This window comes from Agrobacterium leguminum (assembly GCF_005144435.2).
Lineage (GTDB): Bacteria > Pseudomonadota > Alphaproteobacteria > Rhizobiales > Rhizobiaceae > Agrobacterium > Agrobacterium leguminum.
This window is the reverse complement of record NZ_CP120212.1, coordinates 434548-449470: the sequence shown is the minus strand read 5'-3', so window position 1 is coordinate 449470 and position 14923 is coordinate 434548. Positions and strand designations below refer to the sequence as shown.

Annotated in this window: 12 protein-coding genes; 10 read left to right on the top strand and 2 right to left on the bottom strand. The window is 60.1% G+C overall.

What is annotated here, in order from left to right:
* Positions 1-93 precede the first annotated feature (93 nt).
* Positions 94-924: a class I SAM-dependent methyltransferase gene (locus CFBP4996_RS16555; RefSeq protein ID WP_080854510.1), complete on the bottom strand. Its 831-nt coding sequence runs from the start codon at positions 922-924 to the stop codon at positions 94-96.
* 113 nt (positions 925-1037) lie between these two features.
* Between CFBP4996_RS16555 and CFBP4996_RS16550 the strand changes: the two genes are divergently transcribed.
* The 10 genes from CFBP4996_RS16550 to CFBP4996_RS16505 all read left to right on the top strand — a co-directional run bounded on the left by CFBP4996_RS16550 (position 1038) and on the right by CFBP4996_RS16505 (position 13956).
* Positions 1038-2171 (top strand): ABC transporter substrate-binding protein, encoded by a 1134-nt coding sequence (locus CFBP4996_RS16550; protein WP_035262089.1) that lies wholly within the window; start codon positions 1038-1040, stop codon positions 2169-2171.
* A gap of 96 nt (positions 2172-2267) precedes the next feature.
* Positions 2268-3407 carry an ABC transporter substrate-binding protein gene (locus tag CFBP4996_RS16545; RefSeq protein WP_080854511.1) on the top strand — a complete coding sequence of 380 codons (1140 nt, stop codon included), beginning with the start codon at positions 2268-2270 and terminating at the stop codon, positions 3405-3407.
* Positions 3404-4471: a FecCD family ABC transporter permease gene (locus CFBP4996_RS16540; protein WP_020813248.1), complete on the top strand. Its 1068-nt coding sequence runs from the start codon at positions 3404-3406 to the stop codon at positions 4469-4471. Before CFBP4996_RS16545 ends, CFBP4996_RS16540 begins: the two co-directional genes overlap by 4 nt.
* A complete protein-coding gene (locus tag CFBP4996_RS16535; protein WP_003524635.1) occupies positions 4465-5217 on the top strand; it encodes an ABC transporter ATP-binding protein in 753 nt (250 codons plus the stop codon). Before CFBP4996_RS16540 ends, CFBP4996_RS16535 begins: the two co-directional genes overlap by 7 nt.
* Before the next feature lie 188 nt (positions 5218-5405).
* Complete coding sequence (locus CFBP4996_RS16530) at positions 5406-5906, top strand: RNA polymerase sigma factor (RefSeq protein WP_003524633.1); 501 nt, start codon at positions 5406-5408, stop codon at positions 5904-5906.
* Positions 5907-6017: 111 nt separating this feature from the next.
* Positions 6018-7013: a FecR family protein gene (locus CFBP4996_RS16525; protein WP_080854512.1), complete on the top strand. Its 996-nt coding sequence runs from the start codon at positions 6018-6020 to the stop codon at positions 7011-7013.
* Positions 7014-7162: 149 nt separating this feature from the next.
* Complete coding sequence (locus CFBP4996_RS16520; protein WP_080854513.1) at positions 7163-9934, top strand: TonB-dependent receptor; 2772 nt, start codon at positions 7163-7165, stop codon at positions 9932-9934.
* 104 nt (positions 9935-10038) lie between these two features.
* A complete protein-coding gene (locus CFBP4996_RS16515) occupies positions 10039-10794 on the top strand; it encodes a hypothetical protein (protein WP_080854514.1) in 756 nt (251 codons plus the stop codon).
* 14 nt (positions 10795-10808) lie between these two features.
* Positions 10809-12656, top strand: a complete 1848-nt coding sequence (locus CFBP4996_RS16510) for a type I secretion system permease/ATPase (RefSeq protein ID WP_080854515.1) — start codon at positions 10809-10811, stop codon at positions 12654-12656.
* The gene (locus tag CFBP4996_RS16505; RefSeq protein ID WP_080854516.1) at positions 12643-13956 is read left to right on the top strand and encodes an HlyD family type I secretion periplasmic adaptor subunit; all 1314 of its coding nucleotides are present in this window, start codon (positions 12643-12645) and stop codon (positions 13954-13956) included. The genes CFBP4996_RS16510 and CFBP4996_RS16505 overlap by 14 nt, the downstream gene beginning before the upstream one ends.
* A 24-nt stretch (positions 13957-13980) precedes the next feature.
* On the opposite strand, the gene CFBP4996_RS16500 is transcribed toward CFBP4996_RS16505, so the two are convergent.
* Entirely contained in the window at positions 13981-14901 is a 921-nt protein-coding gene (locus tag CFBP4996_RS16500; RefSeq protein WP_162936091.1) for an SMP-30/gluconolactonase/LRE family protein, read from the bottom strand.
* Positions 14902-14923: the final 22 nt, after the last annotated feature.

Below are 14923 nucleotides of genomic sequence, written 5' to 3'. Positions count from 1 at the left end.
ACGCCGGACTTAATCTGGCATCCAGCCACGGCGCGTCTGCGCCGCGGGAAGAGTCTCTCGCGATCAAGAACTTGATCGCACTGGACCCCGGATCTAGTCCGGGGTGACGGAGTAGTTCCCCGGCTTCACTGCGCACACCGCATAACGATGCTGCAGCCCGCGCAGAATGCCTTTCAGCAGGCTGAAATTTTTCGCCTGGGCACGGTGGATGGCCTGAAGCTCCTGATCGATTGCGACAGGTTCGAAGCCGGTCGCACGCAACAGCGCCGCGACATCGCCGGCCCTTGCGCCCTTCGAAAAATAAACGCGGGAAAGAATGCTGTTGAAGGTGTTTTCTGGGTCCGCCGGCTTGTGCGGCTGGTCCGCTTTGACGAGGCCGATGCTTTCGAGGCTGGCCGCCAGTTTCTTCACCAGTTTTTCGCGCCAGCCGGTATTCACGAAATCGCCGTCGACGATCAGAAGCCGTCCGCCGGGTTTCAGAACGCGGAACCATTCGGCAAAGCTTGCCTGCGGGTCCACCAGCGTCCAGACCAGATGACGGGTGATGATGACATCGGCGCTTTCATCCGGCTCCATCGTGTTTTCGGCGTCGCCGACGAAAAAGCGGATGTTGCGGCCACGACTTTTCGCTTTTTCACGAGCAAGCGCCAGCATCGTTTCCGACCAGTCCATGCCGGTGACCTGAAAACCGAGATCGTCCATCAGGTGCGAGATGACGCCGGTGCCGCTGGCAAGATCGAGCGCCCTGCGGCCTTCTCCGCGGCCGAGATGTTTCAGGATAAGCGCGTGCCAGGCCTCGCGCTCGTCTTCGGAGAAAATTTCATGTCCGGGGGAAAGGTCGAAAGTCGCGGCGCGGCCGGACCAATAGGATTTGATTTCGTCTCGCAGACTGTCGTTTTTGCCATATTGGATTGTGTCGATCATCGGTCTTCAACTCATGTACCGGTCAGTTAAGAATGGCTCTAAAACATAAATGTTGACTAGTATAGTCAGAAAATAATACAGCCGCGCCAGTCAACACTGGAGAGCAATATCCGATGCGCATCTCAGCCAAATCTGCGGCACTTGCCCTTGGCCTTCTCGTATCCGCCGCGTGGCCGGCATTTGCCGAAAAGGTCACCGTCAAGGATGTGACGGGCCGCGATGTCGAGGTGAATGTGCCGGTATCGCACGTCATCCTCGGTGAAGGTCGCCAGATTTATTTCCTGGCTGCGCTCGACAAGGAAAACCCTTTCCAGCATGTGGTTGGCTGGCGCGACGATCTGACGAAAGCCGACCCGGAAACCTATGCGGCCTATCTCGCCAAGTATCCGGAAATCGCCAAGCTGCCGACTTTCGGCGGCATGAAGGACGGCACTTTCGACATAGAGCAGGCTGTCGCCCTGAAGCCTGATGTGATCCTGATGAATATCGACGCCAAGACGGCGACCGAAGAAGCGGGCTATATCGAAAAGCTCGCCAAGGTCGGCATTCCGCTGGTCTACGTCGATTTCCGTGAAAAGCCGATGGAAAATACCGAGCCGAGCATGCGCCTCATGGGCCAGCTGACGGGCAAGGAAAAGATCGCCGAGGACTTCATCAAGTTCCGCGCCGACTCCATTGCCAAGGTTACCGATACGCTTGAAAAGGCCAATCCGAAGAAGCCTGTCGTGTTCATGGAGCGCGCCGGCGGTTACTCCGACGATTGCTGCATGTCCTTCGGCAACGAGAATTTCGGCAAGATGGTGGAGCTTGCCGGCGGCGTCAACATGGCCAAGGACATCATTCCCGGCACTTTCGGCACCGTCAATCCGGAACAGATCATTGCCTCCAACCCGGAGCAGATCATCATCACCGGCGGCAACTGGAACGGTTATGTTCCGGGCGGCAACTGGGTCGGTGTCGGTTATGGCGCGGATCTGAAGGAAGCCCATCGCAAGCTTGAAAACCTGACCAAGCGCCCGGCTTTCACCGGCGTGCAGGCGGTGAAGGACGGTAATGTCCACGCCATCTGGCATCAGTTCTACAACAACCCCTATCAGTTCGTGGCCGTTCAGGAAATTGCCAAGTGGTTGCATCCGGACCTCTTCAAGGACCTCGACCCGGAGGCGACCTTCAAGGAACTGCATGCCCGCTTCCTGCCGCTCGATTACAAGCCCGGCTACTTCGTTTCGCTGAAGGACGCCAGGTAATAAAGGGACGGTGAAGGGGAGCGCCGTCCGACCGATGGATAAAGCCGCAGCCATGCGGCTTTATCGCTTTGTTTTGGAACTCAATGAGGACTTCTCATGCGGCTCAACGCTCTCAGGCATCTTGCGGTGCTGGCTTTCTCCCTTCTCGCCGTGCCGGTTCTGGCTGCCGAGATTACCGATGTCACCGGTCGCAAAGTCGAGCTGGATTTGCCGGCCAGACGCGTCATCGTCGGTGAGGCGCGCCAGGTGCATGTCATTGCCGCGCTCAAGGGCGACAAGACCTTCGACACCATCGTCGGCTGGCGTGACGATCTTCTCAAGAAGGATCCCGACAGCTACGCCGCCTATGTCGAGCGTTTTCCGCAGATCGAGAAACTGCCGCGCTTCGGTTATGTGCCGCAGGGCGATTTCAGCCTGGAAACGGCCATCACCCTCTCGCCCGATGTGATCACCCTCAATCTGGAAGCGGAGAAATCCGCCAAGGAGAGCGGTTTCGAAGAAAAGGCCGCCGCCGCCGGCATCAAGATCATCTATCTCGATTTCCGCATCGATCCTGAAAAGAACAGCGAAGCCTCGGTCGAAATTCTCGGCAAACTCTTCGGCGCCGAAGAGCGGGCGAAGGAATTCATCGCCTATCGCCGCGCCGAAATCGCCCGCGTGACCGACCGGCTCGCCAGCGTCAAGGACCTGAAGCGCCCGAACGTCTTCATCGAACGCGCGCCCGGCATTTCCGGCGAAAACAATTGCTGCCGCACTTTCGGACCGGTCAATTTCGGCGCAATGGTCGATCTCGCCGGCGGCCACAACATTGCCGATGGCATCATCAAGACGACCTTCGGCGATCTCAATCCCGAACAGCTCGTCGTTGCCGATCCGGACCACGTCATCGTCACCGGTTCCAACTGGGCCGCCGAATCCGACATCAACCAGTTCGTTCCGGTCGGACGCGGGGCGGATATGGCTCTCTCGCGTGAGCGACTGGCCAATCTGATGAAGCGCACGCCGTTTCCGGAACTGAAGGCCGTGAAGCAAGGCAATGTCCATGCCGTCTGGCACCAGTTCTATGGCGCGCCCTACGAATTCTTCCCGATCCAGCAATTCGCCAAGTGGTTCCATCCCGATCTCTTCGCCGATCTCGATCCGGAAAAGAATTTTGAGGAATTTCACCGCAAATTCCTGCCCGTCACCTACAAGCCGGGCTATTTCGCCTCGCTCGAAAAAGGTTTGAACCAATGAGTTCGCTGAATGAAAGCGCGGTTGGCATCAGTGGGCGCGATCAATATCGCGCCCTTGCCGCGCGCAGGATAATCATCCTCTTCGGGCTTTTTATCGCGCTGTGTTTCAGCATGGCCGCCGATATGGCGCTCGGTCCAGCGCGCTACACGCTCTCCGAGGTTCTGGCGACGATTGCCGATCCGGCCGCCGTCGGAAACCAGCTTCGGGTGGTGATCTGGGATATTCGCATGCCGATCGCGCTGATGGCGGTGACCGTGGGAGCGTCGCTTTCGGTTGCAGGTGCGCAGATGCAAACCATCCTGTCGAACCCGCTCGCCAGCCCCTTCACGCTCGGCATTTCGGCTGCGGCAAGTTTCGGTGCGGCGCTGGCGCTGGTTGGCGGCGTGGCGATCTTTCCGGGCGCCGTGCATTACATGGTGCCGATCAACGCCTTCATCATGGCCATGGTCGCAGCTCTGTTCATCCATTTCGCCTCGACGCTTCGCGGGGTGACGGTCGAAACCATCGTGCTGCTCGGCATCGCGCTGGTGTTCACCTTCAATGCGGCGCTGTCGCTGCTCGAATATCTGGCCTCCGAACAGGCGCTTGCCGCCGTGGTTTTCTGGACCATGGGCAGCCTGACGAAGGCGACCTGGGACAAAGTCTATATCACCGCCGCCATCCTCCTCGTCACCGTGCCGCTGTTCATGCGCAATGCCTGGGCGCTGACGGCGCTGAGGCTCGGCGATGACAAGGCGGCCAGCATGGGCATCAATGTCCGGCGGCTGCGATTGACGACCATGCTGACGGTCAGCCTGCTGGCGGCCATTCCGGTTTCCTTTGTCGGCACAATCGGTTTCGTCGGGCTGGTCGGTCCGCACATCGCCCGCATGGTGGTGGGTGAGGACCAGCGTTTCTTCCTGCCCGGCTCGGTGATCTGTGGCGCGCTGCTTCTGTCGGCAACCTCGGTCATCAGCAAGATTCTCATTCCCGGCGCTATCCTGCCGATCGGCGTCATCACGGCGCTCGTCGGCGTTCCGTTCTTCTTCGCGCTTATTTTCGGCAACAGGAGGCGCGCATGGTAGCGCTCGCACTGAAAGATGTCGGCGCCGCCTATGGGCGCATCACGGTTCTCTCCAAGGTCGGCATCGATACGCTGGAAAGCGGCAGTGTGACGGCGGTGATCGGCCCGAATGCCGCCGGCAAGTCCACGCTTTTCAAGCGCATTGCCAGCCTGATTTCCGGTCCCGGACTGGTCGAGCTCTCCGATACGGCTCGCGGCAACCGCGCCATCTGCTACATGCCGCAGGATACCGGCGCCAATGCCGTTCTGACCGTCTATGAATCCGTGCTTCTTTCCGCCAAGCAGGGCGGCGGCTGGCGGGTCCATGACGATGAGCTTTTCGAGATCGACGCCATTCTCAAGGCGCTGAAAATCCATGACCTTGCTTTCCGCGGGCTTGGCGAATTGTCCGGCGGTCAACGCCAGCTTGTTTCGCTGGCGCAGGCGCTGGCGCGCAAGCCGGAAGTGCTGCTGATGGACGAGCCGACATCCGCGCTCGATCTTCACCGGCAGATCGAGGTTCTGGGCTTCGTTACCGATCTGGCGCAGAAGACCGGTATGATCGTGCTGATCGCCCTGCATGACCTCAACCATGCGCTTCGTTATTGCGCAAATACGATGGTTATCGCGCGCGGTGAAATGGTGGTGAGCGGTAGCACGGAGGCGGTGATAACCCCGGAGATGCTGCGCGATATCTATCGCATCGATGCCCGTATCGAGCCCTGCTCGCAGGGCAGGCCGATGGTCATCGTCGACGGGGCCATCTGACAGGTCAAGACCCGGCCGCGCTTGCTGCCGGGTCTGCTCGATGCGGCCTGCACAAATTCTTGATGATAATAGTCATGAAATATCTGTTCGATCCACGGTTTGGATGCTAGAGCTTTGAGTGGCAGAACTGCGCGGCCATTCGGGGGCGGCAGGTTTCGTCGATCCTTGAAATTTCTCTCGGTTGAGACATGGGCATACGGGAAGATGACAAGCGTTATAACGCTTACGTCGCGCATAGGGTCGACCTGATCAAATACGCCACCCTCATTCTGGGGTCGCGGGCGGATGCGGAGGACGTGGTTCAGGAAGCCTTCCTGAAATTCGTTCCGGAGGCCTCCGGCAATCCTTCCAACCTCAAATCCTATCTCTTCCGCATCGTTCGCAATCTTGCGCTCGACAATCGCCGGCGCAGCCGCCAGGACCTTCGGGAACGGCCGGACGATACGCCGTTCTGGGGCGTGCCGCAGGACAATGGTACGCCGGAGGAGCATGCCCTTTTCTGCGACGAAGTCCGGCAGATGCGGACTATTTTGGCCGGCCTGCCGGTTCAGGCAAGGGTGGCATTGGAAATGCACAGATTCGGTGGTTACAATATGGAAGAGATTGCGCGTCACCTTGGCGTGTCCGTGGCCAGCGCACATCGTCTGATCAAGGGCAGCATTGCCGCGATTACCAAAGAAATGAAGTAAAATAGTCCCGATTGTCCCGCCCTGTGAAAAAAATCTCTTCCTCAAACGTCTTTATAGCAATGCAGAAGACGACGCTTCTCCTCCGCCCCGCAAAGGAACTGGCCCGGTTCAATGACCATTGATCCAGAGAAAAAAATTGAATTGCCGGCCGGTAAGGCGGAAGAGGCGGCCGACTGGCTGCTGCGCTTGCAGGCTGGCTCAGCGGAACCGCGGCTGAAGACGGAATTCGAGCAATGGCTGGCGGCAGCGCCGGCAAACCGTCTTGCCTGGGAACGAACATGCAAGACGTGGCGCAATCTCGGCCTGGTGGAGCCGGAATTTAAGAACCTTTGGGAAGATGCGCCGCATCTGCCCGGCAAGGCCGCGACAAAGCCGCAGCGGCGGCGCTGGTCCGTGCGGCATTATGCCGGCGCGGCCGTGGCGGCGGCGTCCCTCTGTCTTGCGGTGCTGTTCGTTCCGACATTTTTCGTTCGCCTGGAGGCGGACTATCAGACCACCACCGCCGAAAGCCGCACGATCACCCTCGAAGACGGCAGCAAAGTGCAGCTTGCCGCCGCGAGCGCGCTTTCAACGGATTTTACGAATGGCCGTCGCAATGTGACGGTGCTGAAGGGGGAAGCCTTTTTCGACGTCGTGCCGGACAAAACGCGTCCCTTCGTCGTGGAGGCAAAAAACGTGACCGTTCAGGTGTTGGGCACGGCTTTCGACGTCGACCTGACGGATGGCGTAACCCAGGTGGCGCTGGCGCACGGTTCCGTGGAGGCGTCTTTCCGCAATGCGCCGCCAACGCGGCTGGTGCCGGGCGAGATGCTGATTGTCGACGCTTCCGGCGCGATCCGCAAAGAGACTGTTTCCGTCGAGGATATTGGCGGCTGGCGCAACGGTGAACTCTATGTGGTCGATGCGACGATAGGCTCGGTCGTGGAGCAGATCCAGCGTTACCATCCGGCATGGCTGACCATGGCCGACAAGCGGCTTGCCGAGCAGAGGGTGACAGGATTTTACGATCTGCGCGATCCGGATCGCGCGCTGGAAGCCCTGGTGGAACCCTACAAGGGTAAGGTGCATGCGATTGGCGGCAGCGCCCGCATCATCACCCGCTTCTGAGACATTCCGAAACAAAAAATCATATTTATTTTCAGTAATTTATAAAATTTCTTCCGAAAGCCTGAAAAAAATCGACGAGGCAATCGTCTTTTTGTTGAGTAATCCGGTCAAGATATATCCGGAGCTAAAGACAGGAAGACAAAAGCAATATGCGCCTCCAGACATGCAAGACCGGTTCAGGGGAAAAAGCAGCAAAGCAGGCTCGCAGGGCCGTGCTGCTGGCGACAACGGCGGTCGCCGTTTCATTCGCGACGCCCGTTCTGGCCCAGACCGGAGCTGACACCGCCAATTCCCAGCGTCCAGGCGGTGAGCAGGGGGCGACGCGGCCGTTCAATATTCCCGCCCAGTCGCTGTCATCGGTCGTGGGTGCTTTCGGGCGGCAATCCGGCCTTCAGGTCACGCTTGCCACGCCGGCGGCGGGCAATGTGCGCACCAATGCCGTCACCGGCAGTTTCACGGTGCGGGAGGCGCTGTCGCGGTTGCTGGCGGGAACGGGCGTCAATTTCCGTATCGCCGGCAATGGCAGAACCGTCGTCATCGGCACGGGGCAATCGACCGTCGATCTTTCCGCGGCGGAGGGTACGACGGTTCTGGAAACCATTACCCTGACCGGCAAGACCGGGCGCAACTCTATTGCCGGTTCCGGTTATCAGGGGACGCCCGACTGGGTTTATGAAACGCCCGCCAGCGTCAGCGTGGTCGGCCGTGAGGCGATCCAGTCGGCCGGGGTGCGCAACACGCGCGATGTTTTCAACCGGGTTTCCGGTGTTTATGCCGGCGAGGGCAACGGCAGCTTCCCAACCGTTTCGCCCAATGTGCGCGGTTTGCAGGAAAGCGGCCGCGTGGTCGTCTCCATTGACGGGGCGCGGCAGAATGCGCAGCGTGGTGCGGCCTTCGGCGGCGCCACGAGCTACACCGCAAGTGCCGGGCAGGGTTATGTGGATGTCGCTTTCATCCGTGCCGTCGAGATCGAGAAAATAACCAATGCGCGCTCAGGCAATGCCGGCTCTCTGGGCGGCAAGGTCGAGTTCCGAACCGTCAGCGCCGATGATCTGATTGCCGAGGGTGAAAACAAGGGCGGGGAAGTGAATGTTTCCCGCGGCACCAATGGTTATGATTTTCAGGGCTCGGTTCTCGGCGCCGTCCGCTCGCCGGATGGTCCTCTCTCCTTCGTCGCCGGCTACAGCCGCACGATTATGGATGAATACAAGGTCGGCACAAAAGGCGAGGCCCGCAGCACCGCGCTGACAATGAAGGATCTGCTCGGCCGCGACGGCTGGTCGACCTTTTTCAAGGGCGAAGGCGACTTCGGCGACGTGAAGGCTTCGCTGTCCTGGATGCATCAGGAGAATGATTTCGTTCAGGGCGCATCTGAGGTGATCGACCGGGAAAGCGTGCGAAACGACAGCGTCGTTGCGAAGCTGGACTGGGACCCGGAGAGCGAACTCATCGACTTCAAGTCGTCGCTGTGGCTGAACGATAATATGACGCATGAACTGCGTGCGGCGCGCAAATATGCGGTGGAGACGAACCTCGATATGGGTCTGCGCAGCTTCGGTGGCAGCTTGGAAAATACCAGTCGTTTCGACACTGCGGTAGGCGCACTCAGTCTGAACTATGGGGCAGAAGCTTTCCGTGACATCGCCACGTCCGTTGCGACGAGTTCCAAAATCGCGGAGAATCCTTCCTATGCCACCAGCTATACGGCTTTCAGTCCCGCCGGACGGCGCGATGTCGCCAGCCTGTTTTTAAACGGGGAATTGGAGCCGGCCGATTGGATTACGCTTAGTGGCGGTGTGCGTTACGACTGGTCGCGGTTGAAGGGATCTGCCACTTATTACAGCACCCGCAGCTATCTCGTTGACACCTCTGTTCCTTGCGACCCGGTGCGCAACCATTACACGCCGCTCGACTATTTCAATCAGGTGTTCCTTCCCGCCAACCCGAGTTGGGCTACGCGCTACGCGCTCTATCTCGCGCGTGCCTGGCCTAATGCTTCGGCGGGCTGCATGCCTGGAACGGGTACAACCACGCCGCCGATACCGGTCACCGAATACCCTGAGCACAATGTCGATATCGATCGCACCTATAGCGCCTGGCTGCCCTCCGCCACCATTGAACTGAGACCCGTCGACTGGTTCCGCCCCTATGTGAGCTATTCCCAGAGCCTGCGTCCGCCGACAATTCTCGAGGCATTTTTCGCCGGTGCGCGTCCGGGCGATAGCCCCGGATACGAATACGCTCCGAACCAGGCCCTGCGTGCCGAAAAGGCGACGACCTACGAAGTCGGCGCGAATATGAGCTTCGACGGCGTGCTGCTGGACGACGATTCCATTCGCATCAAAATGGCTGCCTTTCGCCGCGAGGTGAAGGACTATATCGCGCTCGGTTATCTCGTTACGGATCAGGTTCTCGACCGCACCTATACCAGCTTCGTCAATCTGGACGGCACGACCTATATGCGCGGGCTTGAGTTCGAGGGCAACTACGATGCCCGCAGTTTCTGGATCGGCGGCTCGGCAACATTTCTGAAAACAGAATGGCCTGAAAAGACACAGGTTTTTTCCAACGGCACGACCACCACAACGGGCGAAATCGTTGCCTGGCCGGGCGACGTCGCGCCCAAGGTGAAGCTGACGCTCGATGGCGGCATGCGTTTCTTCGATGAAAAATTCTCGCTGGGCGCAAGGCTCAACCACGTTACGCCGACGCAGTCGCGCACGCTGGATACGGAAGGCAATCTGCGCGAGGTGACCGATCCCTACACGACGGTGGATCTCTACGGTTCCTATGCCTTCAACGACAAGGCCACGCTTCGCTTCGCCGTCAACAACCTGACGGACCGCAAATACATCCCGGCAGCAAGCGCTTACACGGCGCCGGGCCGCACCTTTATCGCGACGATGAACGTGAAGTTCTGAACCGTGGAAGAAATTCTCCGGGCTGGGTTGCAGCCCGTCCCGGAGATGAAACGCCTTCGCCACAGGACGAAGGTATCGATATTGGCCAGCAAAGGAGTACACCTATGGCTACCACAATTCAACTGACGCAGTCTTCCTCCGATCTGATCGGCTACCTCAACGGTTGGACGAGCGGTTTCGGTTCGACCTATGGTGCGTTCTACGACGCTCAGACCAGCTCTCTCGCCACCACCACCATCGATCCGAACACGACCTATGAGGCGTGGGGCGATGGCAGCACCGGCGGCAAGGGCATCGTCATGAGCGGCGCTCTGCAGTACTCCCAGGGCAACCTGACGGGTTCGGTCGACAGCATCGTTCTGGGCACCGGCTACAGCCAGTCCACCAGCGGCATCGCCGTCAGCCAGCAGGAACTGCTGATCGATCCCGACAGCGCCTATTCGCTCGCCGGTGCCCGCGATCTTCTCGATCTCGCCGTCTACCAGCTTGCCCGCTTCGGCTCGCTGGCCGGCTTCTATGATTACTTTGCCGCCACCGGCACGGTGATCGAGGACACGGCTGCCTCCAACACCCTGACCGGCTTTGCCGGCGCAGACACCTTCGTATTCTCCGGCGGCAACGATGTCGTACAGGCCGGCCCGACCGGAACCTACGGCTATCAGGACGGCACGGATACGCTCGATGTCTCCGCCTGGGGCGCAACTTCGGTGGACGATTTGTTGTGGTATAACGATAACGGAAATGCCGTTATCGTTTCTGCCACAGACACGTCCGTCTCCGTCACACTGAATGGCGTCGATGCAAATGTGCTCGACGCATCGGACTTCATTTTCGCCAGCGCATCGGCGCTTGCCGCGTAAAGGAAAATCAGGCTGTGGGCTTTCAAAACCACCAGCAGACGCCGCCGCAGTCCCTCACTGCGGCGGTTGTTTCGCCCCTTAAAAGCACATTTCTCGGCGTTGCGCTCGTCAGTGGCGTGGTCAATATACTCGCGCTCACGTCGCCGCTCTTCATGTTGCAGGTTTATGACCGGGTTCTGGCAAGCGGCAGCCTGCCGACGCTGGTCGGGCTCGCCATTCTCGCGCTTGGCCTTTACGGCTTCCAGTGCCTGCTCGATATTATCCGCGCCCGCGTTCTGATCCGCATTGGTGAAGATTTCGACATGCGTTATTCCGGCAGGGTGCATGATGCCGTGGTGCGCCTGCCGCTCGTCAACCGCATGCCGGGCGACGGTTTGCAGCCGCTGCGCGATCTCGACAATGTGCGCGGTTTTCTCTCCGGTACGGGGCCGACGGCCTTTTTCGATCTGCCGTGGATGCCGCTTTATCTCGGCATATGTTTTCTGTTTCATTTTTGGATCGGCGTGACGGCGCTTGCCGGCGCGATGTTGCTTGTCTCCCTGACGATCCTCACCAATATCTTTTCGCAGAAGCCTATCCGCGACACCATGGTAGAAAACATGGCGCGCAACCGGCAACTGGAGGCCTCGCGCCGCAATGCCGAAGTCGTGCAGGCCATGGGGCTTGGCGGCCGGCTCGGAAAACGCTGGCAAATTTCCAACGAGGCCTATCTTGCCGCTAATCGCAAGGCGGGCGATGTGGCCGGCGGTCTCGGCAACATCGCAAAGTCTTTGCGGGTCGTGCTGCAATCGGCCATTCTGGCGGTCGGCGCGTGGCTCGTCATCAATCAGGAGGCCTCCGGCGGCGTGATGATCGCCAGCTCGATCATGATGGGCAGGGCTCTGGCGCCCGTCGATCTTGCCATTTCCAACTGGAAGTCCTTCGTGGCCGCCCGGCAGAGCTGGGCACGGCTGAGGGAGCTTTTTGCGCAGATGCCGGCCAATGCCGCCGCCATGGCCCTGCCGAAGCCTGAAAAGGAACTGCGGGTCGAAAACGTCACCATCGTTCCGCCGGGGGAAAGAAAACCGACCGTCACCGGCCTTGGTTTCATCGTGACCGCCGGAAACGCGCTCGGCGTCATCGGCCCCTCCGGCTCGGGCAAATCCACGCTCGCGCGCATTCTCACCGGCGCGTGGATGCCGGCGGCCGGCAAGGTACGGCTGGACGGTGCAAGTTTCGAGCAGTGGGACCGTGAGGCGCTGGGTCGCCATATCGGCTATCTGCCGCAGGGCGTGGAGCTGTTCGACGGCACGATCGGTGAAAATATCTCCCGTTTCGAGGATAATCCCGATCCTGACGCTATCATCGCGGCGGCCAGGGCTGCGGGCGCGCATGAACTGATCCTGCGTTTCGAAAAGGGTTATGACAGCGATATCGGCGAGGCGGGTTCGGCGCTTTCCGCCGGGCAGCGCCAGCGCATCGGCCTTGCCCGCGCGCTATACCGCGATCCCTTCATCGTCGTGCTGGACGAACCCAACGCCAATCTCGATGCGGAAGGCGAAGCCGCCGTGGTCAAGGCGATTTCCTCTGTCAAGGCGCGGGGCGGCATTGCCGTCGTCGTCGCCCACCGACCGAGCGCCATCGGTGCTGTCGATTTCATTCTGATGATGGAAGAGGGGCGGATGAAGGCCTTCGGCCCGCGCGACGAGGTTCTGTCGAAGGTACTGCGCGTTCCGCAGACGCAGGCGGCCAAGGGATTTACCGCATCCGCCCAGACGATCTCGCCGCTGCGCGTCGTCGCCAATACCCAGCCGCAGGCGCTGGTGCTGGAAGACGTCCGTGAAGAGAACAGCCAGGAAGGAGATGCGGATGTCAAACATTGACCAGCGCAGCCATGTGTCCCGCTCCATCCGCAAACATCTTGTTGCCGGCCTTGCTGCGGGTGTAGCGCTGCTGGCCGGCGTCGGCGGATGGGCTGCGACGACCAATCTAGCCGGCGCGGTTGTCGCCTCCGGCCATCTGGTGGTGGATTCGTACAGCAAGAAGGTGCAGCACCCGAGCGGCGGTGTCGTCGGCGAAATTCTGGTGAATGAGGGCGACAGGGTGAAGGCCGGCGATGTGGTCATGCGCCTTGATGCGACCCAGACCCGCGCCAATCTCGCCATCGTGACCAAGCGTCTGGATGAGCTGAATGCGCGCATGGCAAGACTGGAGGCCGAGCGCGACGATCTGCCGGAACTCGTTTTTCCGCAGGCGTTGATGGCGCGAAAAGACGATGCCGATGTCGCCTCCGCCATGCGCAGCGAGACCAAGCTGTTCGAATTCCGCAAATCCTATCGCGAAGGGCGCAAAGCACAGCTTTCCGAACGCATCACCCAGTTCGAACATGAGATTGAAGGGCTGAAGGCGCAGGAAGTCGCCTATGATAACGGCCTTGCCGTGCTGGAGGCTGAAATCACCTCGCAGAAATCCCTGCGCGAACAGGGTATCGTTTCGGTGCAGAGGCTGAACAGCCTGCAGACGCAGGCTGCGACATTCGGCGGCGAGCGCGGCGAAAAAATCGCCTATCAGGCGCAGACGGCGGGGCGCATCACCGAAACCAGGCTGCAAATCCTGCAGATCGATCAGGAATTGCGCACCGAGGTCGGGCGAGAGCTGCGGGAGATACAGGCGCAGATGGGCGAATTCGTCGAGCGCAAGGTTGCCGCCGAAGACGAGCTGAAACGCATCGATATCGTCGCGCCGCAATCCGGCATGGTGCATGAAATGGCCGTGCATACGGTGGGCGGCGTGGTGACGCCGGCGGATCCGATCATGCTCATCGTGCCTGACGGAGACGAGCTGGCGCTGGAGGTGCAGATCGTGCCGAAGGATATCGATCAGCTTCAGGTGGGGCAAAAGGCCATGCTGCGCATGACCGCTTTCAATCAGCGTGTCACGCCGGAACTGGAAGGCCATGTCAGCCGCATCGCGGCGGATATCACCACCGATCAGCGCAGCGGTCTCTCCTATTATCTCGCGCGGATTTCCGTGCCGGTTTCTGCGCGGCAGAAGTTGAACAATGCGCCGCTGGTGCCGGGCATGCCGGCCGAGGCGTTCATTCAGACCAGCGAAAGGACGGCGCTGTCCTATATCGCCAAACCGCTGACCGACCAGATCAGCCGCGCCTTCCGCGAGGAGTAGGAATCTGGGTCCGGTTTCCGGGTTCTATCCACCTTCGCCAAAACGGAAGGCGGCAAAGCCCTTCGTCTGTGTTGGGATCGCCCAGACGCCGCCCGAAAATGGTGCTTTTGCCAGCCGGTTTTCGGACATGTTGTGGCGGTGTGACGTCAGGAAAAGGAGGCTGAAATCAGGTCCTCCGAAGCACGGCATTGTGGGGTGCGGCACAGGGGTCGCAATCACATCCGCATGCTTGCCATCGGGCGTGAAAACGTTCAACAGGCCGGCGGAAACGCCCGCGCTGTAATAGGTGCCGCTGCTGTCGAGACAGCCGCCATCCGGTCTTCCCGTCTCTTCCGTCATCCGGGCCACCAGCACGCCCTCATCGAATGTGCCGTTTCTGCTGTCGAATTTTCGCCGGCGTATCCATTTCTGGACGGAATCGCTCTGCCACATGATGGAGCCGTCCGGGGAAAAGGCGAGGCCGTTCGGGCATGTCAGGCCGGTCTGCATGCGCTCGGCGCTTTTTTCGGTGATCCGCCAAAGTTCACCATGGGGCTCCATGTCCGTGAGTGGCACATTGTGCATGGTTCCCACCCAGAAGGCGCCGTCGGGGCCGACCCGTCCGTCATTCAGCCGACAAGGAATGCCGTCCGGTGACGGGAGGGAGTGGAGAAGGCGTGTTTCGCCGCTATCCGGATCGAGGATGACGATATCCATGCCGCAGGCGACGATGAGGTCGCCGTTCCGACAGAGACCGAGACTCGAGACCGTATGGGGAAACGCCCATTCGCGATAGAGGCCGGGCTCGAGCGCTGCGGACCGCACCGTCCTGCCGAGTATATCGCACCAGAAAAGCACCTGTCGCCGCTCATCCCAGACAGGGGATTCCGCGAGCGTGCTCATCGTGTCGCACAGAAGTTTCGCCTGCGACATGGCAAGCGCTTTTTCGGGAGTTGCCGTATTCATGATGCTCGAACCGTTGAAGATG